We start from the raw sequence: 24,750 nt of genomic DNA, 5'->3' as shown, positions 1-24,750 counted from the left end.
CCGCCCCTCCCCGCGCCCCCCCCCTACACCCCCCTCTCCCCCCCCCCCGCCCCCCACCCGCGGCCCCGAGTAGTCCTACGAACGGCGTGTTACAGCAGGGCGCCCGACCGTCAGCCCAGCCCGATCGCCGCCTCCGCGGCGGCCAGGACCGGGGCGGTCACCTCCCGGCAGCGCGCGGCTCCTGCTGCATAGACCTTCGTGACGTACGCCCGGTCGGCGGCGAGCTCGCGGTAGCGCTTCTGGATCGGCTCGAGCTCAGCGACGACGGCGTCGGTGACCGCGGCCTTCAGGTCGCCATAGCCCGATACCCCGGCAGCGGAACCGCCGCAGGCCTCGAGGATGTCGATGAGGTTGGTGACCCCGGGCCGTTCGGGATCGCGCGAGACGTCCCCCGCGGAGTCGGTGACCGCGCGAGCCACCTTGCGACGTACGACGTCGGCATCGTCCAGGAGGAAGATCGAGCCGGGGTGCTCGTCGCCGGCCGACTTCGACATCTTGCTCGTCGGGTCGGCCAGGTCCATGATCCGAGCCCCGGCCTCGGGGTGCACCGCCTGGGGCACCGAGAAGACCCGGCCGTACGTCGTGTTGAACCGGATCGCGATGTCGCGGGCGAGCTCGACGTGCTGGCGCTGGTCGTCACCGACGGGCACCTCGGTCGCCCCGTACAGCAGGATGTCGGCCGCCATCAGCACCGGATAGGTGAAGAGCGAGGCGCGCACCGAGGCCCCGACCCGGCGCGACTTCTCCTTGAACTGGATCATCCGGCCCAGCTCGCCGGTATGTGCGACGCACTCGAGCAGATAGCCGAGCGAGCGATGCGCGGGGACGTGGGACTGGATGAACAACGTGGCCGGTTCGAGCCCGGACGCCATCAGGAGGAGGGCCATCTCCTCCGTTCGGGTACGCAGCACCGACGGTTCGTGCGGCAGCGTCAGCGCGTGCAGGTCGGAGAGCCCGTAGAAGGCGTCCGAGTCGGCCGCGGCAGCCATCGGCCGCAGTGCGCCAAGCAGGTTGCCGAGGGTGAGTCGTCCGGAGGGAGTGATGAGGGAGAGTCGCCGGGTCATGGTGGACCTTTCGGGGTGGTGAGGCCCACGGGTCAGCGACGATCGAACAAGAAGAGGCCGCCCGCGGGCGGCCTGATGTGAGTGCTCAACAATCGGATGGACCGCCTAGGAGGCGGACCACCACTGGGTGGAACGAATGCTGAACACCTCTCCAGTGTTGCACACCTCACGGATACCGTGTGGCCCATGACGACACCGCCGACCACAGTGCCGACCACAGGGCCGACCACCTGCCAGGGGCACTCGACGGTCGTCTTCGATGAGAGCCTCGCCGACTACGACTTCGGCCCGACCCACCCGATGGCGCCGATCCGGGTGGACCTGACGATGCGCCTGGCCGGCGAGCTCGGCGTACTCGACCATCTGAAGGTCGTCGAGGCGCCGATGGGCACCCCGGAGCAGCTGCTCACCATCCACGACGAGAGCTACATCGAGGCGGTCATCAAGGCCGGCCGAAGCGGCGAGTCGGACCTCGCCCACGGCCTCGGCACCGAGGACGACCCGGTCTTCGCCCACATCCACGACGCCAGCGCCCACATCGTCGGCGCGAGCATCGAGGCCTGCCGCCAGGTCCACTCCGGCGAGAGCCTGCACAGCGCCAACATCATGGGGGGCCTCCACCACGCGATGCGCGGGCGCGCTGCCGGGTTCTGCATCTACAACGACGTCGCCGCCGGCATCCAGTGGCTCCTCGACCAGGGCGTGAAGAAGGTCGCCTACGTCGACGTGGACGTGCATCACGGGGACGGCGTGGAGCGGGCCTTCTGGAACGACCCGCGCGTCCTGACCGTCTCGATCCACGAGACCGGCCAACTGCTCTTCCCCGGCACGGGCTTCGCCGAGGAGATCGGCGGGCCGGAGGCCGAGGGCACCGCGGTCAACGTCGCGCTGCCGCCCGGCACGGCCGACCACGGCTGGCTGCGTGCCTTCCATGCCGTCGTGCCCGACCTGGTCCGTGAGTTCCAGCCGGAGATCCTGGTGACCCAGCAGGGCTGCGACTCGCACACCGACGACCCCCTCGCCGACCTGGCGCTGAGCGTAGACGGCCAGCGGGCGGCGTACGTCGCGCTCCACGAGCTCGCGCACGAGGTGTGCGCGGGCAAATGGGTGGCGTTCGGCGGCGGTGGGTACGCGGTCGTCGACGTCGTGCCACGCGCATGGACCCACCTTCTTGCGCTAGTGTCGGGGAATCCCTTGGAGCCGACGCTCGACGTGCCAGGTGGCTGGCGCGAGCACGTGCAGACGCGCCTCGGGAGGGTTGCGCCGTTGCGCATGACGGACGGACGTGAACCGGCCTACCGCGACTGGGGGAGCGGATACGACCCCGGCACGTGGCTGGACCGGCAGGTCCACGCGACTCGCACAGCGGTGTTCCCGCTGCACGGGCTCGACCCGATGCCGTAGCCCGGTCACCTAGTTTCGGGACGGTCTAGAAACCGCAGTTCGTCGCGCCCAAATGCAACTCGACACGCCGATGGTATGTGAGATTCTCAGGGGTGTCCCCTTCCCCATCAGTCACATCAGGCCCTATTCTCACTTTGGGATCGCGTTTTGGACCAGAGGTGGGGAAGCCGCTGGCGTCGCGATCACTCGAGAGAGAACGGTGGAAGCAGATGGTTACTCCTTCTGGAGACATCTCTGACAGCAAGTTCCTGACCGTTGCCGAGGTTGCGTCGATGATGCGCGTATCCAAGATGACGGTCTACCGGTTGGTTCATTCGGGCGAGTTGCCTGCGGTGCGTGTCGGTCGTTCCTTCCGGGTTCGGGAGGACGACGCGAACGAATACCTCAAGAGCTCGTTCTACAACGCGGGCTAGTTGTCGGACCCCGCGCCCGAGCAGCTGGGGCGCGGGGGCAACACCGGTCACCGATTCTCCTCGGATGCCCTGGCTTGGTTAGTCTTACCCCCTAGGTCTGTTTGCCGCGCGCTGCGGTGAGTGGCCGCGTCGGCACCGGGCCGGCATTCTCTGCAACGATCGTGAAGGGTTCCCCGTGGGTTCTGTCATCAAGAAGCGTCGCAAGCGCATGGCGAAGAAGAAGCACCGCAAGCTGCTCAAGAAGACTCGCGTCCAGCGCCGCAAGCTCGGCAAGTGACGTTCGTGGCGTAGGTGGCGGAACGCTCTGGGCCCGGTCGGGTCCTCCTGGTCACCGGGGTCTCGCGTGACCTCGGGCGCCGTTTTGCGCGCGCTGCCGCCCGCCACCCGAACGTCGAGCGAGTGATCGGCGTCGATGTCGCACCGCCTCGCGGCGACATCGGCAAAGTCGGATTCGTCCGAGCCGACATCCGCAACCCGGTGATCGCCAAGGTGGTCGCCAAGGAGGAGGTCGACACCGTCGTCCACCTCAGCGTCATCGCGACCCCCGGCACCACCGGGGGTCGTTCGACGATGAAGGAACTCAACGTCATCGGGACGATGCAGCTCCTCGCGGCCTGCCAGACCGCGCCGTCCCTGCGTCAGGTCGTGGTGAAGTCGACGACCCAGGTCTACGGGGCGAGCAGCCGCGACCCGGCGATGTTCACCGAGTCGATGGAGCCGCGGCGCACCCCGTCCTCCGGCTATGCCCGCGACGCGGCCGACGTCGAGTCCTACGTACGCGGCTTCGCCCGTCGTCGCCCGGACATCGCCGTCACGGTCCTGCGCTGCGCCAACGTCCTCGGGCCGAGCGTGGTCAGCCCGATCGCGGCCCACTTCCGACGATCGGTCGTACCGAACGTGCTCGGCTTCGACCCGCGCCTTCAGTTTCTTCACGAGCAGGACCTCTACGGCGTCCTCGAGCATGCCGTACGCACCGGGGTCCCCGGGACGTTCAACGTCGCCGGCGACGGTGTGCTGACCCATTCGCAGGTCGCGCGACGGCTGCAACGGGTCACCGTGCCGATCCCCGAGCCCATGTTCGGCCTGGCGAGGTTCGGCGGCGGCGAGTATCCCGCCGAGCTGAGGGCGCTGCTGACCTACGGTCGCGGCGTCGACACCACGCGGATGCGCTCCCTGCTGGGCTTCGAACCTCGATACACGACCGAAGGCACGGTCGTAGACTTTGCGGACAGCGTGATGCCGTCCGTGAACCGTGCCGACCGTGCGCTGGCCGCCTTGGAGAGCCGACTGACAGGAGCGCCCGGTGACTGAGTCCGCCGCCCAGGGTTTCACCGGCACCACGGCGCGCGAGCGCCACCCGCTGCGGGCGATCCCGGCGGCCGACTGGGCCGCGGCTCTGGAGATCGCCGCCAAAGAGGTCTTCGGAACCGAGTGGGAGGAGCAGCTCGCTCGGTTCATCGTGTTCCTGCGCCGCCGGATCTCGGGCGAATACTCCGTCGACGAATACGGCTTCGACCGCGAGCTGACCCAACGCTTCATGCTGGCCGTGCTGCGGCCGATCAAGGAGAAGTGGTTCCGGGTCGAGGTGCGCGGCATCGAGAACATCCCGACCGACGGTGGCGCCCTGATCGTCTCCAACCACTCCGGCACCATCCCGATGGACGGCCTGATGACGATGGTCTCGATCCACGACGAGCTCGGGCGTGACCTGCGCCCGCTCGGGGCCGACCTCGTCTTCCGGATGCCGATCGTCGGCAACATCGCCCGCAAGGCCGGCGCGACGCTGGCCTGCAGCGAGGACGCCGAGCGCATGCTGCGCAACGGCGAGCTGGTCGGTGTCTGGCCCGAAGGCTTCAAGGGCATCGGCAAGCCCTACAGCGAGCGCTACAAGCTTCAGCGCTTCGGGCGCGGCGGCTTCGTCTCCTCCGCGCTGCGCACCGGCGTCCCGATCGTGCCGCTCTCCGTCGTCGGGGCCGAGGAGATCTATCCGCTGGTCGGCAACATCCCGGCTCTCGCCAAGGTCATCGGCGTGCCCTATCTGCCGATCACGCCGTTCTTCCCGCTGCTCGGGCCGCTGGGTCTCATCCCGCTCCCGTCGAAGTGGCTGATCGAGTTCGGCGAGCCGATCCGCACCGATGCGTACGACGCCACGGAGGCCGACGACCCGATGCTCGTCTTCAACGTCACCGACCAGGTTCGCGAGACGATCCAGCAGACCCTCTACCGCCTGCTGGGCGAGCGCGCCTCCGTCTTCGGCTGACCCACCCCGGCCGAGACGTCGCCCCCGTCGGCCGAGACGTCACTCGCGTCGGTCGAGGCGTCAGCCTGGTCGCCCGAGAGGTCACCGCCGTCGCTCGAGGCGTCAGCCCGGTCGCCCGAGAAGTCACCCCGGTCGGTCGAGACGTCACCGCCGGCGCTCAAGACGTCACCGCCGTCGCTCGAGGCGTCAGCCCGGTCGCCCGAGGCGTCACGCATAACGCCTCGATCTGCGTAGGTGACGCTTCGGGCGACGCGCGTGACGCTTCGGCCGACGTACCTGACGCTTCGATCGACGTACGTGACGCTTCGGCCGACGCGCGCGACGCCTCGGCGATTACGGGGTGAGGAGGCCGGTGGCGCCGGCGAGCACGTCGCCGACCAGGCCGGTGACGCCGGTGACCAGACCGGTGACGGGGTCCGTCACGGTGTCGGGGTCGGTGTCCGGGTCCTCGGAGGGATCGCCGTCGGAGGGGTTGCTGGGGCTCGGCAGGATGCTGCCGTCCTCATCCGGTTCCGCGGAGGGCTCCTCCGCCTCGTCCTTCTCGCCCTTCGGGTCGGTCACAGAGCCGGGACCGATCTTGTCGGGGTCGATGGAGGGCAGGTCGAGGGCGTTGTCGTCCTGGGTGAGCGGCGGCAGCGCCTCGGCCTCGACGACGGTGTCGGCCGGAAGCAGCCCGTCGATGTCGGAGGTGAGGCTGGAGACCAGGGTCGCGGGAAGCTCGGTGATGCCACCCTCGCAGGTGGGGCAGAGCTGGGCGGCGGCCTGGTCGATCAGCACGAGGGTCTGCGCGGCGTCGGAGACGGCCGGCTCGGCCCGCTCGGGCACCTTCGGGCTCAGCTCGGCCAGCTCCTCGACGCCATCGGCCGCGAACGTACGCAGCTGGGCGAGCGAGTCGTTGTCCTGGGACTGCTCGAAGTCGCTGATCAGCAGGTCGGAGCCGTGGGCGGCCTGTCGCGAGAAGGTCTCGAGCGTCGTGGTGACCCGCTCGGAGTCGGTCATCGGCGCGTCGGCGACGAGCGACTTGGCCTCGCGCAGGCGGGTGCCGGCGTCCTCGAGGATCCGGTTGCCGCGGGCCTGGGTGCTGACGGTGAAGCCGGCCGAGACGTTCTCCACGGCCCGCTTGACCGGGTAGAGCGAGTCACCGGGCAGAGCGGTCTGGGATGCGGCCGCGGCACCCGCGGTGCCGCCGACGATCGCCATCGCGGCGAGGGCGACGGCCAGATTGCGCTGCCGGCGCGGCCTGCGCACGGGACCGACGGTGAGCTTGCGCTCGACGGTCTTCTCGGTGCGCGGCGCGGGCACGAGCTCGGTGTCGGCGGCGGCCATGAGGCGCTCGCGCAGGGAGACGGAGAAGTCGCGACTGGGGACGGCTGAGTCGCTGAGGGTGGAGAGCGACGAAGCGAAGACTGCCAGATCACGAAGCTCGTCGGCAGAGTGCGAGGCACGCCGATCCGTCGCGGCAGTGGCCGCGACCATTCGGTCGAACTCGTCGGCACGCTTTCGCGCCGGGAACGCCGGGCTCATCGGGGGGTTCCTACTCGGTATCGGCAGACAGGGATTCGTCGAAACAGCTGCGCGCAAGGTGCAGCCATGTCGGACAACGAGTCGCCCCGGCCGCGGGTTACGGCAACCGGTCGAGCATTCAAGGTGGTGCGGAACACAGTCATCAGCGGATCCCGTCAGGCATCTGCTTGGCGAGATTGCGGATCCCGCGCAGCTGGAGCTGTTTCACGGCTCCGTCGCTGCGCCCGAGGATAGCCGCTGTCTCCGCGATCGACAGCCCTTGGAGGAAACGCATGATGATGCAGTCGCGTTGTTCGTCGGGGAGCTTGGAGAGAGCGCCGAGCAGCATCTCGTTGGTGATCCCCGCCATCACGATCTTCTCGGGCCCGTCCGAGGAGGAGTCGTGCTGACCCATGTCCTCGGTGGTCATCTCCAGGCGCGTACGTCCCGCCTTGAAGTGGTCGGTGGCCAGGTTGCGCGCGATGGTCATCAGCCAGGCGCCGAAGTCCTTGCCCTGCCAGCGGAAGCCGGTCATCGAGCGGAGTGCCCGGAAGAACGTCTCCGAGGTCAGGTCCTCGGCGACCTGGGTGGAGCGGGTCCGGTAGAAGAGGAAGCGGTAGACGGCACCGTTGTAGTGGTCGTAGAGGAGGCCGAACGCCTCCTTGTCGCCCTTGCGGGCGAGCTCGACCAGCGCGATCAGCCGGGTGCGGTCGGCCTCGCTCTCCTCCGAGGAGGCGGCGAGCTCGGTGTCGTCGTCCGGCTCGTTGTCGGAGCGGGGTGTGGACTCGTGGGTGCCACCCGAGCCGCGACGCTCGGGCTCGGCGAGCGGGCCGGACGCACCGGCCACGCCGGCGTACGCGGGTTCGTAGCCCTCGTTCATCAAGAGCTCGACCGCAGCGCGAAGTGCATCCAAGCGACGATGGACGTCATTGGCGCGGCGCGACATGTGGGTCCCTCCCGAAGACTCCCCCTGAGCGAGCCCAACCTTACGGGTTAGGGCATCCCGATGTCAGGTCCCGAGCCGAAGTTGCGTCGGCGTGTGGTGGCATTTTTCCGACAGGGCGGCGAATACCCGTCACTGCATGCACCTCGCCAACGGCACGAATCACTCGCGCCGTCCACGGAGCGCGATCGCCACCGCGATCGCCCCGGTGGCCGCCCCGCCCAGCGCCGCGGTGACCACGCCGGCCCGGGCCGCCTTGCGCCCGGTGCGGTAGTCACGGATCGGCCAGCCCTTCTCGCGCGCGTGGGCGCGTAGGCGCGCGTCCGGGTTGATCGCACACGGATGACCGACCAGCGAGAGCATCGGCAGGTCGTTGTAGGAGTCCGAGTAGGCGGCACAGCGAGAGAGGTCGAGGTCTTCCCGGGCGGCGATCGCCTTGACCGCCTCCGCCTTGGCCGGCCCGTGGAGCATCTCCCCGACCAGCTCGCCGGTGTAGACGCCGTCCTCGGTGGCCGCCACCGTCCCGAGGGCGCCGGTGAGCCCGAGCCGCCGGGCGATGACCCGGGCGGCCTCGACGGGCGCCGCGGTCACCAGCCACACCCGCTGACCTTGGTCGATATGGGTCTGCGCCAGCGCCCGGGTGCCGGGCCAGATCCGGTGGGCCATGCCCTCCTCGAAGATCTCCTCCATCAGGCTCTCGACCTCCTCGGCCCGATGGCCGCGGATGAACGACAGGGCCGAGGAGCGCGCCGACTCCATGTGGGCGGGGTCCTCGACCCCGGCCACCCGGAAATAGGCCTGCTTGTACGCCGCCGAGGCGATGTCTCGGGTCCGGAAGAACTTGCGCCGGTGCAGGCCGCGGGCCAGATGGAAGATCGTCGCGCCCTGCATGATCGTGTTGTCCACGTCGAAGAACGCTGCCGCCGTCGGGTCTCCGGTCGTCGGATAGAGCCAGGCCTCGATCTCCGCGGCCGCGGCCGATGCCTCGCCGGCGAGAGCCGAGCGGCGTTTGAGGTCTTTTCGCCGCAGTTCGGCACGGCGGCGGTCGCTGGCGCTGCTCATTTCGCCAACAGTAGTGGTCCGGACGCCGTGAAGGGGCCCAGGTGTCAAGATGGTCGGATGGAACCCCGTGTGACCTTTTACTCCCGTCAGGGCTGCCATCTGTGCGACGAGGCCCGGCTGGTCCTCAAGAAGGTGGTCGGGGACGACTACACCGAGGTCGACATCGACGCGGACGAGGAGCTGCGGGAGCGGTTCACGAACGAGGTGCCGGTGACGTACGTCGACGGGAAGCAGCACGACTTCTGGCGCGTCTCCGAGGAGCGGCTCAGGGCAGCGCTCGCGCGCTCCCCAGAATAACTGTCGATCGGCCCATTACCCTGAACAACCCCCCTCTGACAACTCCACAAACACGTGTGCTAGCCGACGGTCTGCGAGTTTGTTCTCGCGGTCACAAACTCCGTATGGTGGCTGAGCCGCAGGGCGATCCCGGGCTAAAAAGCCCCCGTCTGTGGCGCCGGCATTGAAAGAGCAGAGCGTGACGGCACGGAGTACGAATACGGGCGAGGGCAGCGGTGCCTCAGACCCCCACCGGGACATCCCCGAGGCGACAGTCGCCCGGCTTCCGGTCTACCTCCGGGCCCTGACCTCGCTCGCTGAGCGCAACATCGCGTCCTGCTCCTCCGAGGAGCTCGCGACGGCCGCCGGGGTGAACTCGGCCAAGCTGCGCAAGGACCTCTCCTACCTGGGCTCCTACGGCACGCGCGGGGTCGGCTACGACGTCGACTACCTGAGCTACCAGATCGCCCGCGAGATCGGCGTGACCCACGACTGGCCGGTCATCATCGTCGGTATCGGAAACCTGGGTCAGGCGCTCGCCAACTTCTCCGGTTTCAGCAGCCGCGGCTTCCGCACCGTCGCGCTCCTGGACGCGGCCGCGCCGATGCAGGGCCAGACGGTCGCCGGGCTCGAGGTCCGGCCGTTCGCCGACCTGGCCCGGATCGTCGCTGCCGAGCAGGTCTCGATCGGAGTCATCTCGGTGCCGGCGAGCGCGGCCCAGGACGTCGCCGACGCGATGGTCGCGGCCGGCATCAGCAGCATCCTCAACTTCGCGCCCGCCGTCCTGAACGTGCCGCCGGGTGTCGACGTACGCAAGGTCGATCTCTCGATCGAGCTGCAGATCCTGGCGTATCACGAGTCGCGCAAGGCTGCAGAAGCTGACGGGACGGTGGACAATGGTTCCGAGGAAGGGATCAGGGCATGAGTGTCCTTGTTGTCGGCATCTCACATAACTCCGCGCCGGTCTCGCTGCTCGAGGCGGCGGCGGTGGACGCGGACGGCCTGCAGAAGCTCCTCACCGACGTGGCAGGTTGTGAACACGTCAGCGAGGCTGCGGTCATCGCGACCTGCAACCGGCTCGAGATCTACACCGAGGTCGAGCGCTTCCACGGCTCTGTCGAGGAGCTCTCCCGCCGCATCATCGAGGGCGCCGGCCAGACGCTCGAGACGATGCTGCCGCACCTCTACGTCCACTACGACGACGGTGCCGTCTCCCACCTGTTCAAGGTGGCCGCCGGGCTCGACTCGATGGCCGTCGGCGAGGGCCAGATCCTCGGGCAGGCCCGTGCGGCCCTGCAGCTCGGCCAGGAGATGGGCACGGTCGGACCGGCGCTCAACAGCCTGTTCCAGCAGGCGCTGCGGGTCGGCAAGCGTTCGCGCGCGGAGACCGGCATCGACCAGGCCGCCCCGTCGCTGGTGACCGCGTCGCTGGACCGCGCCGCGCGAGCCGTGGGTGACGTACGCGGCAAGCGGGTCGCCGTCGTCGGCGCCGGTGCGATGGCCGGGCTGGCCACCGCGACCGTCTCCCGGCTGGGGGCCGCCGACGTCGTCGTGGTCAACCGCACCACGGCCAACGCCGAGCGCCTCGCCAAGGAGTACTCCGCGCGTTCCGCCGCGCTCGACGAGCTGGCCGCGGAGGTCGCGGCCGCCGACATCGTGATCACCTGCGCGGGCGCCAGCGGGCTGCTCGTCCCGGCGGACATGGTCGGTGACCGCAGCGGCCGCCCGATCGCGCTGATCGACCTGGCCCTGCCCCACGACATCGACCCCGCAGCGGGGTCGCTCCCCGGGGCCACCCTGATCGACCTGGCCGCCCTCGCCGACGAGCTGCACGCCTCGCCCGCCGGCAAGGAGGTGCTCGCGGTCCGCGACATCGTCACTCAGGAGGTCGCGGCGTTCCTGAGCGCTCGTCGCCAGTCCGCGGTGACCCCGACGGTGGTCGCGCTGCGAAGCATGGCCACCGGCGTCGTCGCGGCCGAGATGGAACGCCTCGACAACAAGCTTCCCGGCCTCGACGAGGTCACTCGTGCCGAGGTCCTCCGGACCGTACGCCGCGTGGCCGACAAGCTGCTCCACGAGCCGACCGTCCGGGTCAAGGAGCTCGCCAACGAGACCGGTGCGGTGTCCTACGCCGCTGCGCTCGCCGAGCTCTTCGCGCTCGACCCCGAGGCCGTCTCCGCGGTGACCCGGGCCGACGTCCCAGGAGACCACTCATGAGAACCCTTCGCCTCGGCACCCGCCGTTCCCAGCTCGCCGTCACCCAGTCGACCCTCGTCGCGGAGATGCTCCGCGCCCAGGGCCACATCGTCGAGCTGGTCGAGATCGTCTCCGACGGCGACCGCACCCAGGCGGCGAACACCCCGCTGACCAGCTCGAACTCGACGGGAGTCTTCGTCAGCGCGCTGCGCGACGCGCTCCACGCCAAGGAGATCGACCTCGCGGTCCATTCCCTCAAGGACCTGCCGACCTATCCCGAGGACGGCATCGAGCTGCTCGCGATCCTGCCGCGCGAGGACCCGCGCGACGTGATCGTCGCCCGCGACGGCCTGACCCTCGGCGAGCTCCCGCCGGGCTCGCGGGTCGGCACCGGCTCGCCGCGACGCGTCGCCCAGATCAAGGCCCTCGGCCTCGGCCTGGAGCTGGACGGCATCCGCGGCAACGTGGACACCCGCATCGGCAAGGTCCGCTCGGGCGAGTTCGACGCTGTCGTGCTCGCGCGCGCCGGCCTGGCCCGCATCGACCGGCTCGACGAGGTCACCGAGGTCCTCGACCCGATCCAGGTGTTGCCCGCTCCTGGTCAGGGAGCCCTGGCGGTCGAGTGCCGCGCGGGCGACGCCGATGCCGACGTACGCAAGATTCTGGCTTCCCTCGACGACTCGCCCACCCGAGCGGCCGTCGAGGCGGAACGCGCGGTGCTCGCCACCCTCGAAGGTGGCTGTGCCGCGCCCATCGGGACCCTCGCCGACGTGGTTGAGGGTGAGGAAGGACCAGAGCTGTGGGTGCGGGCAGTTGCGCTCTCACTCGATGGCTCGCTCTCGATCCGACTCTCCGCATCCGGGCCGCTCGACGACGCCGCAGGCGTCGGGCGCCGGCTCGCCGAGGAGATGCTCGCCGAGGGTGCAGCAGACCTGACCGACGATCCCACCACTGACCCCGGCCAGGCTGTCATGGACACGGGCGGTTCCCCCCAGACCGCTCCCGAGCAGGACAAGGTGCACAACGCATGACCCGAGCAAAGACCACCGAGCAGACGGCCGAGCACAGCTCGACCACCCCACTGGGCTGGGTGTCCTTCGTCGGCAGCGGTCCTGGTGACCCTGAGCTGCTGACGGTACGGGCGATCGACCTGTTGAAGCAGGCCGATGTTGTCGTGACCGAGGCCCCCGAGCACGCTTCGATGGTGCGCGGCGTTCTCGGCATCCCCGAGCCGGTCGAGCCGACCGAGGGCGAAACTCTGCCCAAGGAGGGCCCGGAACCGGTTGGACCAGAGTTCATCGACGGCGGGTTCGGCACCGACGGCCAGCCCCTGGCCAACGCCGCCCGTGCCAAGGCCGTCGTCAAGCAGGCGAAGCTGGGCAAGCGCGTCGTGCGCCTGATGACCGGCGACCCCTTCCTCTACGCCTCCGGCCCCGAGGAGGCGCAGTCCTGCGCCAAGGCGGGCATCGGCTTCGAGATCGTCCCCGGCGTCTCGTCGGTGTCGGCCGTTCCCGCGTATGCCGGCATCCCGCTGACGACCAAGGACCACCAAGAGGTCGCGGTCGTGACCTGCAACGAGAAGATCGACTGGAGCCAGTACGCGGACAACCGCACGCTCGTCCTCCTCTCCGGTGTCGGCATGATCGGCGACATCGCCAAGGAGCTCGTCGCCGCGGGCCGCCCGGCCAAGACCCCGGTCGCGATCACCCGCGTCGGCACCACGACCGAGCAGACGACGGTAGAGTCGACGCTGGAGAACATCGCCGTCGACGCCCGTGCCGCACGGATGGCGCCGCCGGCGATCGTGGTGATCGGCAAGGTGGTCAACTTGCGTGAGACGCTCTCGTGGTTCGAGACGAAGCCGCTCTTCGGCTGGCGCGTGCTGGTGCCCCGCACCAAGGAGCAGGCTCCTGCGCTGTCGCTGAAGCTGAAGGGCTTCGGCGCCGTGCCCGAGGAGGTCCCGACGATCTCCGTCGAGCCGCCGCGCAACCCGCAGCAGATGGACAAGGCCGTACGCGGGCTGGTCGAGGGCCGCTACAACTGGATCGCCTTCACCTCGATCAACGCGGTGCGCGCCGTACGCGAGAAGTTCGACGAGTACGGCCTGGACTGCCGTGCCTTCTCCGGTCTGAAGATCGCCGCCGTCGGCGAGAAGACCGGGCAGGCGCTCGAGGCCTGGGGCCTGCGCCCCGACCTGGTGCCGAACACCGACAACCAGTCGGCCGCCGGCCTGCTCGAGGTGTGGCCGGAGTACGACGAGGACCTCGACCCGATCAACCGGGTCTTCCTCCCGCGTGCCGACATCGCCACCGAGAACCTCATCGCCGGCCTGGTCGACCTCGGCTGGGAGTGCGACGACGTGACCGCCTACCGCACCGTCCGGGCGGCCCCGCCGCCCGCGCCGACCCGCGACGCGATCAAGACGGGCAAGTTCGACGCGGTGGTCTTCACCTCCTCGTCCACGGTCCGCAACCTGGTCGGTATCGCGGGCAAGCCGCACACCTCCACGGTGATCGCGGCGATCGGTCCGGCCACCGCCAAGACCGCCGAGGAGCACGGCCTGCGGGTCGACGTGATGTCGCCCGAGCCGTCGATCGAGGCGCTCACCGAGGCGCTCGCCGCCTTCGGTGCCGCGCGTCGCGCGTCGCTGGTCGAGCAGGGCCTGCCGGTCACCAAGCCGTCCGACCGGCGCCCCGCCTCGCGCCGTCGTTCGCGCACCTCCTGATCCGACGCATCACCCGACAGCCGCGTGCTCCCGAGTGTGGGAGCACGCGGCTGTTGCACTACCGTGGAACGTACCCTTTTGCGATGGAGTGCAGATGAGCATCGAGAAGCCCGTGATCCGTCCCCGGCGCCTGCGACGCACGCCGATCATGCGCCGGATGGTCGCGGAGACGGCCGTACGCCCCGCGAACCTGATCCTGCCCGCGTTCGTGCGCGAGGGGATCGATGAGCCCGTCCCGGTCTCGACCATGCCCGGGGTCGTCCAGCACAGTCGGGAGTCGCTGCGGAAAGCCGCGGCCGAGGCCGCATCCGCCGGCATCGGCGGCATCATGCTCTTCGGCGTACCGGAGACCAAGGACGCCGTGGGTTCGGGCGCGCTGGACCCCGAGGGCATCCTCAACGTGGCCATCGCCGACGTCGTCTCCGAGGTGGGCGACGCGCTCACCGTGATGAGCGACCTGTGCCTGGACGAGTTCACCGACCACGGCCACTGCGGTGTGCTCGCCGAGGACGGCAGCGTCGACAACGACGCCACCCTCGAGATCTACGCCCAGATGGCGATCGCGCACGCGGAGGCCGGCGTCCACATGGTCGGCCCGTCCGGGATGATGGACGGCCAGGTCGCGGTGACCCGCGACGCCCTCGACGCCGCCGGCCACACCGACGTCTCGATCCTCGCCTACTCCGCGAAGTACGCCTCCGCCTTCTACGGCCCCTTCCGCGAGGCGGTCGACTCCTCGCTCAAGGGCGACCGGCGCACCTACCAGCAGGATCCGGCCAATGCACTGGAGGGTGTCCGCGAGGCGCTCCTTGACGTGGCCGAGGGCGCCGATATCGTGATGGTCAAGCCCGGGCTCCCGTACCTCGACGTCCTGCAGCGAGTGCGTGAGTCTGTCGATGTTCCGGTGGCTGCCTACAACATCTCCGGGGAGTACGCGATGTTGGAAGCCGCCGCCGCGAACGGCTGGATCGACCGCGAACCGGCGATCCTGGAGACACTCACCGCCTTCAAGAGGGCGGGTGCGGACGTCATTCTGACCTACTGGGCCACCGAAGCGGCTGGCTGGCTGCGAGGCTGACGTTCTCGCCTGATCAGCCGCTCAGCTCTGTGACGTGGAACATATCCTGAGAGTAGACTGCAGCCTGTGACCAATCGAGAGTTGGCCAGCCCCAAGCGCACCGGTCGGCCGCGCAACAGTGGACGTGATTCGGCGAACCCGCGGGAAGAGATCCTCAAAGAGGCATCCAGGCTTTTCACCGCTCAAGGGGTCGCGGCGACGACGATCAGCCAGATCGCCGAGTGTGTCGGACTGCGCCAGTCCTCGATGTACTACTACTACAAGTCCAAGGAGGAGATCCTCTCCGCCTTGATGGAGAAGAACCGCGAGTCGCTCACCCTCGCGGAGAAGCTTCTCGAGGAGGACGGTCCGGTCGCTCCGCGGCTCTACGCCTTCCTCTACACCGACGTCCGCCAGCTGTGCACCGCCCCGCTCGACTTCTACGAGCTGGAGGTGGCCGCGCTCGCGCAGCCCCAGGTCTTCGCGGGCTTCGAGGAGGACGGCGACAAGCTGCGCGATGCGGCCGCCCAGCTCCTCGTGCTGGGCGTCGACAGCGGCGAGCTACGTCAGACCGACCCTGCCGCGACTGCGCTGATGCTGCTCTCGCTCAACGAAGGTGCCCAGCACCGGCTCTGGCACGGCCGGCGCGACGAGGAGAAGGCCTCGGCGAGCTCGACCACCCTGGCCGAGTCGGTCGCCGACTACCACCTCAGCTCCCTGCTCGCCGATGCGTCCTCCCTGGACGCGGTCCGCGAGGCCGGTCGGGCCTTCGTCACCGAGTACGAGGACGACGAGCCCGCCGCCTGATCCGCTGATCAGGCCGCTGATCACGCCGCTGATCACGCCGCTGGGCAGGTGTAACACGTCGTTCGTAGGACTACTCGCCCTATGAGAACGACCGGATAGTCCTACGAACGACGTGTTACATGCGCGGAGACGCGCGATCACCGCGCTGACTACGCCGAAGGGACCCCGCCGGATGGCGGGGTCCCTTCGGAGATGGCTTGAGCTACTTGACGAGCCCGAGGAGCCGCAGCAGGCCCGTGAGGATGCCGCCGACAGCGCCGGTCGCCTCCGGAAGGGTCTTGCCCTGCAGCTGTGCCACGCAGTCGGCGATCGTGCTCTGCGGGACGGTGCGGGCGAGAACGGAGCCGAGCTGGTCGACCACCGCGTTGGTGCAGACCGTGGTGAGCTCGCTGACGGTCGCGACCACCTTCTCGACCGGCTTGGTCACCGGCTCCAGCGCCTTCCCCGGGTCGGTGGTGGTGCCGCCGTCGTCACCGCCGCCGCCGGTGCCGCCTCCGGTGCTCCCACCGGGAGTCTCCCCGGAAGGGGCCTCGCTGGACGGGTTGGACGGAGCCTGCGAGGAGCCGCCGCGCGGGCCGGCCTGCTGGCCGCCTGCACGGAGCTCGCGGTCCTTCTGCTTCGAAGACTTGGGAGCCTCCATCCGCGGGATCGCGTAGTCGACCGGGATCGTGCTGTTCGGGATCGAGGTGAAGTCACCGGAGCGGTAGGCCTCGGCGACACCGAGCACCGTCGTGACGTACGACTGGCTGTGGTTGTAGCGGAAGACCGCTGCCCGCGCACCCTGGTCGGTGGAGAGGTCGTCGTCGCCGGAGCAGAGGTAGACCGCGCTCGCGAGGGCGGCGTCGTTGATGTCCTGCGGGTTGCGCTTGCCGTCACCGTCGGCGTCCACACCGACCATCGCCCAGGTGGAGGGGATGAACTGCATCGGGCCGACCGCGCGGTCGTAGCTGGTGTCGCCGTCGTACTGTCCGCCGTCGGTGTCGGTGATCTGGGAGACGTTGCCCTTGCCGTTGAGCGGCAGCCCGTAGATGCCGGGGGTGGAGACGCCCTCGGCGCTCAGGCGGTTGTCGTTGGCGCGACCGTGGTTGGACTCGACGCGTCCGATCGCGGCGATCAGTGGCCAGTCGATCTTGCAGGATGCGTCCGCGGCGTTGATCACCGTGGCTGCACGCTGATAGGCGGCGAGCGCGGCGGACGGGATGCCGGCGGCGCTGGCCGTCCCGGGGAGTGACTTGTCGACATCGTTGGTCGAGGCCGACACGCTGGCCGGTGCCTCGATCGCCTCGGCCGGGACCGACGTCCCGTCGGGCAGGCTGAACGCGTCGTCGTATCTGGTCCCTGATGCGGTGGCACTCGACTGCGTCAGACCGGTGACATTGACCGTCCAGGCCGCGCTGAGCAGCGCGAGCGGAACGAGCGCCGTCGCCTTCTGAAAGCGGTTGTAGCGCGTAGCGGACATCGAATCTCCCTCTCAATCCCCGGGATGGAACGCCCCCGGGTCTTGCTCCCCATATCGCAAGGCTTACAACGAACCGTCTCACGTCAAAGTTACGCGCGTCACGTTTTACTGACACATTGCGTTCCAGTTAACGAGACGCTGATGAGACGCAGGTTGTCGTGGCTCGTGACGCTGAATCCCGAAACTCATTTATCTAATGTCTGTAGATTATCAGCCGATCGGCATGTGAACAAGGTCACGTCGGATGACGGAGCAGGTCCTTCGCGACGGGAGTCGCCACGCCATGTCGGTAACCGTAGCGCCACAGGTCAGGAACGAGATGGCCAAACGAGGGAAACATGTAATGACGTTGCGTAGATTCCGTGCGCTGCGAAGGCCGCTTGACGGGCGGCGCCGAGGGCGAGATGCCGCAGGCGTCGTTCACGACGCCGTGGACCGCGCGCGGCGGGTTCGAGGTCGGGAACGGGACGACGGCCACCGGTCTCGGTGGTCCGACTGCCCCGCTCGCCGGCGATCTCGGGGGCGTGTGGCAGTACGCCGGTCCGCTCAATGCCGACGACATCTTCAACGCCGATCCGGGTCTGCCGCCGGGGGCTGCCATCGCCAACGGATGAGGCCGAAGTGGGGATCCGGGGTGGTCTCGGTGACAATGGCGCGGTGCGTACCGATGTTCCCACCCTGTCCGCAGCGGCATCCGAAGCGCTCTTCGCCCGCGCGAAGGCCGTGACGCCGGGCGGCGTGAACTCGCCCGTGCGCGCCTTCAACGCGGTGGGCGGGACGCCGCGCTTCATCCGGGAGGCGAAGGGGGCGTGGCTGACCGACGTCGACGGGAACGAGTACGTCGACCTGATCTGCTCCTGGGGCCCGATGCTGCTGGGCCATGCCCATCCGGAGGTCCAGGCCGCGGTCCTGGATGCCGTCACCCGTGGCACGTCCTACGGGACCCCGACCACTCCCGAGGTCGAGCTCGCCGAGGCGATCGTCGAGCGGGCTCCGGTGGAGAAGGTGCGGTTCGTCAGCAGCGGCACAGAGGCGACGATGTCGGCCATCCGGCTGGCACGAGGGTTCACCGGGCGCGACGTGATCCTCAAGTTCGCCGGCAACTACCACGGCCACGTGGACTCGCTCCTCGCCAGCGCCGGCTCCGGGCTGGTCACCCACGCGATCCCCGGCACCCCGGGCGTCCCCGAGAGCAGCACCGAGCTCACGGTCGTGCTGCCCTACAACGACCGGGCCGCGGTCACGGCGGCGTTCGAGGAGTACGCGGGCCGGGTGGCCTGCCTGATCACCGAGGCCTCGCCGGGCAACATGGGCGTCGTCCCGCCGGAGCCCGGGTTCAACGAGTTCCTCGCGACCACCTGCACGGCGCACGGCGCCCTGTTCATCTCCGACGAGGTGATGACCGGGTTCCGGGCCAGCAAGCAGGGGCAGTGGGGCCTGGACGGCAAGAACGAGGGCTGGACGCCTGACCTGGTCACCTTCGGCAAGGTGATGGGCGGCGGCTTCCCGGCGGCCGCCTTCGGTGGCCGCGCCGACGTGATGGGCTCGCTCAGCCCGGACGGGCCGGTCTACCAGGCCGGCACGCTCTCCGGGAACCCGGTCGCGACCACCGCGGGCCTCACCACGCTGCGCTTGGCGACCGACGAGGTCTACGACCACATCGGCAAGGCCGCCGACGTCGTGAAGGCCGCCATCGAGGAGAGCTTCGCCAAGGTCGGTCTCCCGCACGTCATCCAGTCCACCGGCACGATGTTCTCGGTCTTCTTCACCGACAGGCCGGTGCGCAACTTCGACGAGGCCAAGACCACCGACGAGGCGGCGTACAAGGCCTTCTTCCACGCCATGCTCGACCGGGGCGTCTACCTGCCGCCGAGCGCCTACGAGGCCTGGTTCCTCTCCTCCGCCCACGACGAGCGGGCGATCTCCCAGATCACGGAGGCGATTCCGTACGCCGCCGAGGCTGCTGTAAAGGTGAAGTCATGAGTATCGAGACCACGGTCCACCTGTTGCGCCACGGTGAGGTGCACAACCCGGAGGGCATCCTCTACGGGCGCCGGCCCGGGTTCAACCTCTCCGAGCTCGGGCTGCAGATGGCAGAGCGGGTCGCCGACCGGATCGGCGGGCAGGACATCACCCACGTAATCTCCAGCCCGCTCGAGCGCGCCCAGCAGACCGCCGGGCCGCTGGCGAAGGCGCTCGGCGTCGAGATCTCGCTCGACGATCGGGTGCTCGAGTCGGAGAACCTCTTCGTCGGCAAGAGCTTCAAGGACGGCTTGGGGCCGCTGAAGGACCCCAAGGTCTGGCCGAAGCTGATCAACCCGCTCAAGCCGTCGTGGGGCGAGCCCTACCTGGAGATCGTGGCCAGGATGATGGCCGCGATCCATGACGCCCGGGACATGGCCAAGGGCCACGAGGCGGTCATCGTCTCCCACCAGCTGCCGATCTGGACCACCCGGCTCCATATCGAGGGCCGCAGCTTCCTGCACGACCCGCGGCGCCGCCAGTGCGCGCTGTGCTCGCTGACCTCGCTGCACTTCGTCGACGACGAGTTCGTCGCGCTCTCCTACGGCGAGCCCGCCGGCGACATGCTGCCCGCGAAGGACAAGTACGCGCCGTTCTCGGCCGGCGACATGGACGAAGATTAACGGGTCTCTCAGGTTTGTCAGGAAGAGTCCTGCGCGTGCGTAAGAAGTTGGGTGGCCTCCTCACAGTGGTGATGGTGGGGCTGCTGGCCGCGTGTGGGCAGACCGGCACGAACGAAGCCGGCTACATCTCCGGTGACGGCCGCACCCGGGAGATCCCGGTCGCGGACCGCGGGGAGCCGGTCGAGCTCACCGGCGAGACCCTCGAGGGCAAGCCGTTCGACCTGGCCGACACCCGGGGCAAGGTCACGGTGCTCAACGTGTGGTGGACCGGCTGCGCGCCGTGCCGCAAGGAGATGCCGATGCTCCAGGCCGCCTACGAGGAGCTGGGCGACGAGGTCGCCTTCGTCGGGCTCAACACCCGCGACGCCTCGGCCGCGCAGGGGCTGGCCTTCGAGCGGCACTACGGCGTGGAGTACCCGTCGGTCTACTCGCCCGACGGCGCCGCCGTCCTCGCGCTGAAGGGCTCGCTGGCGCCGCGCGCCATCCCGGCCACCGCGATCCTCGACACCGAGGGGCGGGTGGCGGCGCTGATCCGCGGCGAGATCCCCTCGGCGCGTACGCTCGACGAGCTCGTCTCCGCAGCGGGTGAGAATCGTGACTGACTGGTTCGCGAGCACCGCCGGGAGCGGGTCGCTGATGCTGGCGATCCCGGTCGCGCTGCTGGCCGGGTTCCTCTCGTTCGTCTCGCCGTGCACGCTGCCGATGCTCCCGGGCTACCTCTCCTACGCCACCGGCCTGTCCGGCGCGGACCTCGCCTCCGGTGACGTACGCCGTGGCCGGATGCTCGCCGGGTCGCTGCTCTTCGTCGCCGGATTCTCGGTCGTCTTCGTCCTGATGGGCATCACCGTGGGCGGGATCGCCTACAAGTTGCTCGAGTTCCAGCAGACCGGCACCAAGGTGCTCGGCGTGCTCTCGATCATCATGGGCGTCGCGTTCATGGGCTTCATCCCATTGCTGCAGCGCGACCTGAAGTTCCACAAGGTGCCGGCCGTCGGGCTGGCCGCGGCGCCGCTGCTCGGCTTCCTCTTCGGACTGGCCTGGACCCCGTGCACCGGTCCGACGCTCGGTGTCATCGCGGGGCTCGCCTGGGACCAGGGCACCGCCGCCCGCGGCGGCCTGCTGCTCGCCGTCTACGCGCTCGGGCTCGGCATCCCGTTCGTGCTCGTCGCGGTGATGTGGCGCAAGGCGACGGTCGCGCTGACCTGGTTCCGCCGGCACACCCGTGCGATCACGATCACCGGCGGCGTGCTGATGATCCTGATCGGCATCGCCATGCTCACCGGCTGGTGGGACAACGGCGTCCAGTGGCTGCAGGTCCAGCTCGTCCAGCGTTGGGAGGGCATCGCACTGTGACCGATCTGAAAGAGCCGACCGACGTACGTCGCCCGGGCGAGCTCAGCGCCCGCGAGCTGGCCCGCTGGGGCTGGCGTCAGCTGACCTCGATGCGTACGGCACTGATCCTGCTCCTGCTGCTCGCGCTCGCAGCCGTCCCCGGGTCGCTGATCCCGCAGGACGGGGTCGACTCGCTCAAGGCGGACCAGTGGCGCGAGGCGCACACGACGCTGACGCCGATCTACGAGAAGCTCGGGCTCTTCAACGTCTACTCGACGCCGTGGTTCGCGGCCATCTACCTGCTGCTGATGGTCTCCCTGGTCGGCTGCATCATCCCGCGGTGCCTCGTCTACGCGCGGGCCATGCGCGCTCAGCCGCCGGCGACGCCGGCCAAGCTGACCCGGCTGCCCGAATCCACGACGTACGTCACCGACGAGGAGCCCGCCGAGGTGCTCGCCGCGGCGCGGAAGCAGCTCCGCGGCTACCGCATCCGGAAGGACGATGACGGCGAGTCCGTCTCGGCGGAGAAGGGCTACCTGCGCGAGGCCGGCAACCTGATCTTCCACATGTCGCTGATCATCGTGCTGGTCGCGTTCGCGACCGGGAGCCTGTTCGGCTACAAGGGCGGCGTGATCGTGCTGGTGGGGGAGGAGTACGGCTTCGCCAACGAGCTCTCGCAGTACGACGACTTCAAGTCGGGCTCGCTCTTCGCTCCCGAGGACCTCGACGACTTCAGCTTCAAGATCGACGACTTCCACGCCGAGTGGCTCAGCTCCGGCGCGGGCGCCGGGACCGCGCGCGGGTTCAACTCGAAGATCCGCTACACGGCGGGTTCGAGCGACGAGAAGAGCTACGACCTCAGGGTCAACCACCCGCTCACCATCGGCAGCACCGACGTCTTCCTGCTCGCCCACGGCTACGCACCGGTGATCACCGTGCGCGACGGCAACGGCGACGTCGCCTACTCCGGCCCGACCATCTTCCTCCCGCAGAGCCAGAACCTGCTCTCCTTCGGGGTCGTGAAGGCGCCGTACGCCTCGCCCGAGGAGATCGGCTTCCAGGGGCTGTTCTACCCGTTCGAGGGCACCGTCGACGGTGAGCCGGTCAACCTGATGGGCGACATCGGCGACGGCTCGCACGCGATGCTCTCGCTGCAGGGTTTCCGGGGCGACCTCAACCTCGACGCCGGGCCCCAGTCGGTCTACGCGCTCGACACTTCCAAGGCCAACATGATGTCGCCCGAGGAGACCGGCAAGGCGTTCAACCTGCGCCTGGGGGAGACGGCCGAGCTCCCCGACGGGCTGGGGTCGGTCTCCTTCGACGACGTCCAGCAGTGGAACCGGGTGCAGATCTCGAAGTCGCCCGGCAAGGAGTGGGCGCTCCTCGGCGTCTCCCTCGCCCTCGTGGGACTGCTCGGGTCCCTGTTCATCCGCTCGCGACGGGTGTGGGTTCGCGCCCGCCGGGTCGATGGGCGCACACTGGTCGAGATCGCCGCCCTCGACCGCTCCGGCGGTGGAGACACCGCTGCCGTCGTCGCCGGCCTTGCGGAGACCTTACGAGGCGCGCGAACACAGGAGGAGAACCGATGACTGACCACACCTGGGGCGTTCTCAGCAACCAGGCCATCTCGGCCGCCGGGGTCGTCTACTTCCTGGCGCTGCTCTGCGCGCTGGTCGAGTGGTCGGCCTGGCAGTCGCGCGCCAGGGCCGCGGTGGCGGAGAAGGAGCTCGTCGGCGCCGGTGCACCGGCCGACGACGACGCCGATGCCCCGGTGAACCCCGCCGATGCCGTACGCGAGCACCGGGCCGCCCTCTTCGGACGCCTCAGCCTGCTGCTGACCGCGATCGCGGTGGCGTGCCACTTCGTGGCGCTGGTCGGCCGCGGCATGGCCGCGGACCCCAACCGGGTGCCCTGGGGCAACATGTACGAGTTCACGATCTCGGGCTCGTTCGTGGTGGCCGCTGCGTACGTCGCTCTCTACCGTCGGCTGAAGCTGTCCTGGATGGCGCCGTGGGTGCTCGGCTTCACGATCGTGGTGCTGATGCTGGCAGTGGTCGGGCTCTACGAGCCGGTCGCGCCGCTGACCGAGGCGCTCAACTCCTACTGGCTGGTCATCCATGTCATCGCGGCCATCATCGCCACCGGCGGGTTCACGCTGGGCGGCATCGCCTCGGTGACGTACCTCCTCAAGGCGCGGTTCCCCGACGCCGCCCTGCTGGCGCGGGTGCCCGACCTCGACAACCTCGACCGGGTCTCCTACCGGATCCACGCCTTCGCGTTCCCGGTGTGGACCTTCGGGGTGCTGATCTCCGGTCCGATCTGGGCCCACGAGGCCTGGGGCTCCTACTGGAACTGGGACCCCAAGGAGGTCTGGGCGTTCATCACCTGGGTCGTCTACGCCGGCTACCTGCATGCCCGCGCGACCGCCGGGTGGAAGGGCAAGAAGGCCGCGATCGTGGCGCTGATCGGGCTGGCCACGCTGTGGTTCAACTTCATCGGCATCAACTACTTCTCCTCGACCTCGCAGCACTCGTACGCTGCGCCCGCAGCCCCGGCGGTCGTCGAGCTCACCGAGGGAGCCTCACGATGAAAGAGTTCTGGATCTACACCGGCCTGCGGCTGCTGTCGCTGGTCGCCACCTTCGGCATCGTCGCGGGCATCTGGTCGCTCGTCGCGGGCGAGGTCGACATCTTCCTCTCGGTGATCGTGGCGTTCGTGATCAGCGGCGTGCTGTCCTTCTTCGTGCTCGACCCGCAGCGGCGGGCCTTCGCCGAGAAGGTCGAGGCCCGGGCCGCGAAGGCGGTCGAGGCGACCCGCGCCAAGGAGGACGCCGAGATCGACTCCGAGACGGACGCCGGTGCCGAGACCCCCTCGAACGGCGAAGGCGATAGCCACAAAGTGTGATGAGTGGTAGATAACGGTCATGTCGATCGTTCACAAGGCCACGCTCACCCCTTCGAAGAAAGAGATCTTCGGCGCCTGGCTCGCCACTCAGACCTGGTCGCCGGGTGAGCTGGTGGACACGATCGGCTCCTACCGGTTCGACGACCCGGCAGGGAAGGTCGGGATCGAGTGTGTGCTCCTCGAGGTCGGCGAGTCCGTCGTCCACCTCCCGGTCTCCTACCGGGAGGCGCCTCTCGCCGGCGCCGAGGACTTCCTGATGGCGACCACCGAGCACTCGGCGCTGGGCACGCGCTACGTCTACGACGCCTGCGCCGATGCGGTGGCCGTCCGAGCCCTGCTGGCTGCCGCGCTCACCGGCGCGACCCAGGAGCCGATGGACGTCTACGACCAGGGCCGCCTGGTGGATCGCCGCGAAACCGTCGTCACCGCGACCGGCACCGGCTCGTGGTCGGGCAACGCGGTTCCGCACTTCGACGGCGTCACGATCCGCTCCCACGGCGCCGAGTCGCGCATCGAGACCGGCAGTTTCGTGGTCGTCGTGAAGCGTGTGGTCGACGACTCCGACGCGGATGGCGCGGAGTCGATCCAGGTCACCTGGCCGGGCGGCGCGGGCTCGCTGGTCGGCGTACGCCACCGCTGACCCGGACGCCCGAGTCGGCTCGTCCTGACCAGAATCCCCGCCGAGTCGGCTCGTCATAAC

At 69.2% G+C, this 24,750-nt stretch carries 27 protein-coding genes; 21 read left to right on the top strand and 6 right to left on the bottom strand.

Features of this window, described 5'->3' with window-relative positions; translation table 11 throughout:
* Window positions 1-110 precede the first annotated feature (110 nt).
* A complete protein-coding gene (gene trpS / locus ACFV9G_RS18825) occupies window positions 111-1,064 on the bottom strand; it encodes a tryptophan--tRNA ligase (protein WP_378729031.1) in 954 nt (317 codons plus the stop codon).
* Between the two features lie 186 nt (window positions 1,065-1,250).
* On the opposite strand from trpS, the gene ACFV9G_RS18820 reads away from it, so the two are divergent.
* The 5 genes from ACFV9G_RS18820 (at window position 1,251) to ACFV9G_RS18800 (ending at window position 5,141) form a co-directional block, all read left to right on the top strand.
* Entirely contained in the window at window positions 1,251-2,468 is a 1,218-nt protein-coding gene (locus ACFV9G_RS18820) for an acetoin utilization protein AcuC (RefSeq protein ID WP_378729030.1), read from the top strand.
* A 209-nt stretch (window positions 2,469-2,677) separates the two neighbouring features.
* On the top strand, window positions 2,678-2,881 hold the full coding sequence (locus tag ACFV9G_RS18815; RefSeq protein WP_008356311.1) for a helix-turn-helix domain-containing protein: 204 nt from the start codon (window positions 2,678-2,680) through the stop codon (window positions 2,879-2,881).
* A 175-nt stretch (window positions 2,882-3,056) separates the two neighbouring features.
* Complete coding sequence (locus tag ACFV9G_RS18810) at window positions 3,057-3,158, top strand: 30S ribosomal protein bS22 (RefSeq protein ID WP_008356322.1); 102 nt, start codon at window positions 3,057-3,059, stop codon at window positions 3,156-3,158.
* Between the two features lie 14 nt (window positions 3,159-3,172).
* Complete coding sequence (locus ACFV9G_RS18805; RefSeq protein ID WP_378729029.1) at window positions 3,173-4,192, top strand: NAD-dependent epimerase/dehydratase family protein; 1,020 nt, start codon at window positions 3,173-3,175, stop codon at window positions 4,190-4,192.
* Entirely contained in the window at window positions 4,185-5,141 is a 957-nt protein-coding gene (locus ACFV9G_RS18800; protein WP_378729028.1) for a lysophospholipid acyltransferase family protein, read from the top strand. Before ACFV9G_RS18805 ends, ACFV9G_RS18800 begins: the two co-directional genes overlap by 8 nt.
* On the opposite strand, the gene ACFV9G_RS18795 is transcribed toward ACFV9G_RS18800, so the two are convergent.
* The 4 genes from ACFV9G_RS18795 to ACFV9G_RS18780 form a co-directional block, all read right to left on the bottom strand.
* The gene (locus ACFV9G_RS18795; protein WP_378729027.1) at window positions 5,102-5,356 is read right to left on the bottom strand and encodes a hypothetical protein; all 255 of its coding nucleotides are present in this window, start codon (window positions 5,354-5,356) and stop codon (window positions 5,102-5,104) included. The two genes, ACFV9G_RS18800 and ACFV9G_RS18795, sit on opposite strands and share 40 nt — an antisense overlap.
* Window positions 5,357-5,474: 118 nt before the next feature.
* Complete coding sequence (locus tag ACFV9G_RS18790; protein WP_378729026.1) at window positions 5,475-6,665, bottom strand: DUF5667 domain-containing protein; 1,191 nt, start codon at window positions 6,663-6,665, stop codon at window positions 5,475-5,477.
* A gap of 142 nt (window positions 6,666-6,807) precedes the next feature.
* Entirely contained in the window at window positions 6,808-7,557 is a 750-nt protein-coding gene (locus ACFV9G_RS18785; protein WP_378729025.1) for a sigma-70 family RNA polymerase sigma factor, read from the bottom strand.
* Window positions 7,558-7,749: 192 nt separating this feature from the next.
* A complete protein-coding gene (locus ACFV9G_RS18780) occupies window positions 7,750-8,649 on the bottom strand; it encodes an HAD family phosphatase (RefSeq protein WP_091043132.1) in 900 nt (299 codons plus the stop codon).
* A gap of 57 nt (window positions 8,650-8,706) precedes the next feature.
* Here ACFV9G_RS18780 and ACFV9G_RS18775 point away from each other — a divergent pair, with 57 nt between their 5' ends.
* From ACFV9G_RS18775 to ACFV9G_RS18745, 7 genes are all read left to right on the top strand, one after another.
* Window positions 8,707-8,946, top strand: a complete 240-nt coding sequence (locus ACFV9G_RS18775) for a glutaredoxin family protein (protein WP_378729023.1) — start codon at window positions 8,707-8,709, stop codon at window positions 8,944-8,946.
* A gap of 178 nt (window positions 8,947-9,124) precedes the next feature.
* A complete protein-coding gene (locus tag ACFV9G_RS18770) occupies window positions 9,125-9,850 on the top strand; it encodes a redox-sensing transcriptional repressor Rex (RefSeq protein WP_378729022.1) in 726 nt (241 codons plus the stop codon).
* Complete coding sequence (locus ACFV9G_RS18765; RefSeq protein WP_378729020.1) at window positions 9,847-11,142, top strand: glutamyl-tRNA reductase; 1,296 nt, start codon at window positions 9,847-9,849, stop codon at window positions 11,140-11,142. The genes ACFV9G_RS18770 and ACFV9G_RS18765 overlap by 4 nt, the downstream gene beginning before the upstream one ends.
* Entirely contained in the window at window positions 11,139-12,152 is a 1,014-nt protein-coding gene (gene hemC / locus ACFV9G_RS18760; protein ID WP_378729019.1) for a hydroxymethylbilane synthase, read from the top strand. Before ACFV9G_RS18765 ends, hemC begins: the two co-directional genes overlap by 4 nt.
* Window positions 12,149-13,846, top strand: coding sequence for a uroporphyrinogen-III synthase (locus tag ACFV9G_RS18755; RefSeq protein WP_378729018.1), 1,698 nt, complete (start codon window positions 12,149-12,151; stop codon window positions 13,844-13,846). Before hemC ends, ACFV9G_RS18755 begins: the two co-directional genes overlap by 4 nt.
* Window positions 13,847-13,940: 94 nt before the next feature.
* Window positions 13,941-14,924, top strand: a complete 984-nt coding sequence (hemB, locus tag ACFV9G_RS18750) for a porphobilinogen synthase (protein ID WP_378729017.1) — start codon at window positions 13,941-13,943, stop codon at window positions 14,922-14,924.
* A 66-nt stretch (window positions 14,925-14,990) separates the two neighbouring features.
* Entirely contained in the window at window positions 14,991-15,710 is a 720-nt protein-coding gene (locus tag ACFV9G_RS18745; RefSeq protein WP_378729015.1) for a TetR/AcrR family transcriptional regulator, read from the top strand.
* Window positions 15,711-15,912: 202 nt separating this feature from the next.
* On the opposite strand, the gene ACFV9G_RS18740 is transcribed toward ACFV9G_RS18745, so the two are convergent.
* Complete coding sequence (locus ACFV9G_RS18740; RefSeq protein WP_378729014.1) at window positions 15,913-17,169, bottom strand: lytic transglycosylase domain-containing protein; 1,257 nt, start codon at window positions 17,167-17,169, stop codon at window positions 15,913-15,915.
* A 362-nt stretch (window positions 17,170-17,531) separates the two neighbouring features.
* Here ACFV9G_RS18740 and ACFV9G_RS18735 point away from each other — a divergent pair, with 362 nt between their 5' ends.
* From ACFV9G_RS18735 to ACFV9G_RS18695, 9 genes are read left to right on the top strand one after another with little or no spacing between them, the layout of a single operon-like run.
* Window positions 17,532-17,783, top strand: a complete 252-nt coding sequence (locus ACFV9G_RS18735) for a hypothetical protein (protein WP_378729013.1) — start codon at window positions 17,532-17,534, stop codon at window positions 17,781-17,783.
* A 43-nt stretch (window positions 17,784-17,826) separates the two neighbouring features.
* Window positions 17,827-19,152: a glutamate-1-semialdehyde 2,1-aminomutase gene (gene hemL / locus ACFV9G_RS18730; protein WP_378729012.1), complete on the top strand. Its 1,326-nt coding sequence runs from the start codon at window positions 17,827-17,829 to the stop codon at window positions 19,150-19,152.
* Window positions 19,149-19,814 carry a histidine phosphatase family protein gene (locus ACFV9G_RS18725; RefSeq protein WP_378729011.1) on the top strand — a complete coding sequence of 222 codons (666 nt, stop codon included), beginning with the start codon at window positions 19,149-19,151 and terminating at the stop codon, window positions 19,812-19,814. Before hemL ends, ACFV9G_RS18725 begins: the two co-directional genes overlap by 4 nt.
* Before the next feature lie 35 nt (window positions 19,815-19,849).
* Window positions 19,850-20,416 (top strand): redoxin family protein, encoded by a 567-nt coding sequence (locus ACFV9G_RS18720; RefSeq protein WP_378729010.1) that lies wholly within the window; start codon window positions 19,850-19,852, stop codon window positions 20,414-20,416.
* A complete protein-coding gene (locus ACFV9G_RS18715; RefSeq protein ID WP_378729009.1) occupies window positions 20,409-21,167 on the top strand; it encodes a cytochrome c biogenesis CcdA family protein in 759 nt (252 codons plus the stop codon). The genes ACFV9G_RS18720 and ACFV9G_RS18715 overlap by 8 nt, the downstream gene beginning before the upstream one ends.
* A complete protein-coding gene (locus ACFV9G_RS18710; protein WP_378729008.1) occupies window positions 21,164-22,735 on the top strand; it encodes a cytochrome c biogenesis protein ResB in 1,572 nt (523 codons plus the stop codon). Before ACFV9G_RS18715 ends, ACFV9G_RS18710 begins: the two co-directional genes overlap by 4 nt.
* Complete coding sequence (ccsB, locus tag ACFV9G_RS18705; RefSeq protein ID WP_378729007.1) at window positions 22,732-23,736, top strand: c-type cytochrome biogenesis protein CcsB; 1,005 nt, start codon at window positions 22,732-22,734, stop codon at window positions 23,734-23,736. The genes ACFV9G_RS18710 and ccsB overlap by 4 nt, the downstream gene beginning before the upstream one ends.
* Window positions 23,733-24,050: a DUF4229 domain-containing protein gene (locus ACFV9G_RS18700; RefSeq protein ID WP_378729006.1), complete on the top strand. Its 318-nt coding sequence runs from the start codon at window positions 23,733-23,735 to the stop codon at window positions 24,048-24,050. Before ccsB ends, ACFV9G_RS18700 begins: the two co-directional genes overlap by 4 nt.
* A 19-nt stretch (window positions 24,051-24,069) precedes the next feature.
* Window positions 24,070-24,690, top strand: coding sequence for a hypothetical protein (locus tag ACFV9G_RS18695; protein ID WP_378729005.1), 621 nt, complete (start codon window positions 24,070-24,072; stop codon window positions 24,688-24,690).
* Window positions 24,691-24,750: the final 60 nt, after the last annotated feature.

It is taken from the genome of Nocardioides sp. NPDC059952, from assembly GCF_042730435.1.
Taxonomy (GTDB): Bacteria; Actinomycetota; Actinomycetes; order Propionibacteriales; family Nocardioidaceae; genus Nocardioides.
This window is presented reverse-complemented; position numbering and strand designations above follow the sequence as displayed.

Excerpts from the sequence above, each read along its gene's own strand:
- hemB (WP_378729017.1), top strand. The coding sequence starts at position 13,941 with ATGAGCATCGAGAAGCCCGTGATCCGTCCCCGGCGCCTGCGACGCACG.
- ACFV9G_RS18740 (WP_378729014.1), bottom strand. The coding sequence starts at position 17,169 with ATGTCCGCTACGCGCTACAACCGCTTTCAGAAGGCGACGGCGCTCGTT.
- ACFV9G_RS18765 (WP_378729020.1), top strand. The coding sequence starts at position 9,847 with ATGAGTGTCCTTGTTGTCGGCATCTCACATAACTCCGCGCCGGTCTCG.
- ACFV9G_RS18820 (WP_378729030.1), top strand. The coding sequence starts at position 1,251 with ATGACGACACCGCCGACCACAGTGCCGACCACAGGGCCGACCACCTGC.
- ACFV9G_RS18695 (WP_378729005.1), top strand. The coding sequence starts at position 24,070 with ATGTCGATCGTTCACAAGGCCACGCTCACCCCTTCGAAGAAAGAGATC.
- ACFV9G_RS18775 (WP_378729023.1), top strand. The coding sequence starts at position 8,707 with ATGGAACCCCGTGTGACCTTTTACTCCCGTCAGGGCTGCCATCTGTGC.
- trpS (WP_378729031.1), bottom strand. The coding sequence starts at position 1,064 with ATGACCCGGCGACTCTCCCTCATCACTCCCTCCGGACGACTCACCCTC.
- ACFV9G_RS18725 (WP_378729011.1), top strand. The coding sequence starts at position 19,149 with ATGAGTATCGAGACCACGGTCCACCTGTTGCGCCACGGTGAGGTGCAC.
- ACFV9G_RS18780 (WP_091043132.1), bottom strand. The coding sequence starts at position 8,649 with ATGAGCAGCGCCAGCGACCGCCGCCGTGCCGAACTGCGGCGAAAAGAC.
- ACFV9G_RS18795 (WP_378729027.1), bottom strand. The coding sequence starts at position 5,356 with ATGCGTGACGCCTCGGGCGACCGGGCTGACGCCTCGAGCGACGGCGGT.
- ACFV9G_RS18815 (WP_008356311.1), top strand. The coding sequence starts at position 2,678 with ATGGTTACTCCTTCTGGAGACATCTCTGACAGCAAGTTCCTGACCGTT.
- ACFV9G_RS18700 (WP_378729006.1), top strand. The coding sequence starts at position 23,733 with ATGAAAGAGTTCTGGATCTACACCGGCCTGCGGCTGCTGTCGCTGGTC.
- ACFV9G_RS18755 (WP_378729018.1), top strand. The coding sequence starts at position 12,149 with ATGACCCGAGCAAAGACCACCGAGCAGACGGCCGAGCACAGCTCGACC.
- ccsB (WP_378729007.1), top strand. The coding sequence starts at position 22,732 with ATGACTGACCACACCTGGGGCGTTCTCAGCAACCAGGCCATCTCGGCC.
- hemC (WP_378729019.1), top strand. The coding sequence starts at position 11,139 with ATGAGAACCCTTCGCCTCGGCACCCGCCGTTCCCAGCTCGCCGTCACC.
- ACFV9G_RS18790 (WP_378729026.1), bottom strand. The coding sequence starts at position 6,665 with ATGAGCCCGGCGTTCCCGGCGCGAAAGCGTGCCGACGAGTTCGACCGA.